Origin of the sequence: Brachyspira pilosicoli, assembly GCF_019402445.1 — a bacterium.
Classification (GTDB): Bacteria; Spirochaetota; Brachyspiria; order Brachyspirales; family Brachyspiraceae; genus Brachyspira; species Brachyspira pilosicoli_B.
Window position 1 is genome coordinate 1 of the sequence record NZ_SRZM01000145.1, and the last position, 1,727, is coordinate 1,727.

General features: G+C 27.3%; 1 protein-coding gene. It reads right to left on the reverse strand.

Translation table 11 applies throughout. The features are described from left to right. Positions 1-1,727, reverse strand: a 1,727-nt coding sequence (locus tag E6A48_RS05835) for an ankyrin repeat domain-containing protein (protein ID WP_219709129.1), incomplete at both ends; no start/stop codon positions are given.

A 1,727-nucleotide genomic window follows, 5' to 3' on the forward strand; every position in this document is an offset into this window, starting at 1 on the left:
TTGCTGTATTTTTCTAATATATTTTGCATTTCATCCTCAAACTCTATATAGAATTTTAAATCTTCATTATTTATAGATGGGTCTGCTCCGTTTTTTAATAAAAGCTCAAATATATCATCTTTGTGATTTTTAGCAGCTATAATTAATGCAGTATTTCCTTCAGGGTCTGCAATATTAAGATCAGCATTATTTTCGATAAAAAACTCTAGAAGATTTATATTATCTCTCCTTACAGCCATCATTAATGGAGTATAACCGTCCCTTCCTTTTTTATTAATATCTGCATTATTATCTAATAATATCTTTGCAATCTCTCTCTTTTCTACAACAGTTAAAGCTGTAAGCCCGCCATCATCTTGAAAATTAACATCTCCGCCTTCAGATATATATTTATTTATTTCATCAGTTTTGGAATATAAAACATCAAAAATAAATTGAGTATTTTTTTTATATTCATCATCATGATACTTTCTAAAAATTTTACACATCTCATCATTCCAATTTTCATCTGCATAATATGAACATCTTCTTCCATAACCATCTCTTGCAAATACATCTGCTTTATTTTCTATTAAAATTTTTACTATATCAAGATTATTATTAAGAGCAGCAAGAATTAAAGCACTGTAGCCTGATTTAGTTTGAATATTAATATCAGCATTATTTTCTATCAGCAAGTTTAATATTTTTTTAGCATTGCGGGCAGCTGCATACATTAAAGGAGTAGCATTTTCATTATCTAAAGCATTTACATCAGCTCCCCTTTTTATAAACTCTAAAGCTATATCAAAATTATCATCATTACTAGCAACATATTCTAAAGCTGTTTTATTTAAATAATTTCTAAAATTAACATCAGCATTATTATCTAATAATATTTTTATTATTTCTTTATGATGAAACTCTGAGGCTAAAAGCAAAGCATTAGAACCTATTGAGTCATCTGATTCATCTATTGTATTATTAATATCAATTCCTTCAGCAATGTATTTTAAAACTTTATTCACATTATTTTCAGCAGCAGCATATAAAAATTGTATCTCTCTTGATGAAGCTTCTTTTATTAAATCTGCTATTTCTTTTAAATAATTATTTCTTTTATATGCAATATCTAATGCAGTTTTTGAAGATTCATTTTTTAATGTTAAATCAGGTTTATATTTAAGAAGAAGCTCAACAATATCTCTATTTCTTTCTTCTACCGCATGCATTAGAGGCGTTTCTTTTCTATGGTCTGATAAATTTATGTCGGCATTATGCTCTAATAATATTTTTACCATATCATAAGAATCAGCATCACAAGCTAATATTAAAGGAGTTTTTTTAAATTCATCTTGCACATTTATATTAGCATTATACTCAAGAAGAAGTTTAACTCCTTCAATATTTCTTCGTTCACATGCATTAAGCAAGGCGGTATTCCCATTATAATTATTTGTTAATTCCGTATCAGCACCGTTTTCTAATAAAGTCCTCATAAAATCTTTTTTTTCTTCATCGTAAGAAGCAAGCATCAATGCCGTAGAGCCTTTGCTATTTTGAGCATTTATATCTGCACCATATTCTAATAATAATTTTATTATTTCTATACTAGGGTTGTTTTCTATAGAAATATAATATATAAACGCTGTTTCGCCTCTTTGATTTTTATAATTAGGGTCATAACCATTTTCAAGTAATATTCTCACTATTTCAGTATAATTTTGACTGCAAGCTATCATCAATGT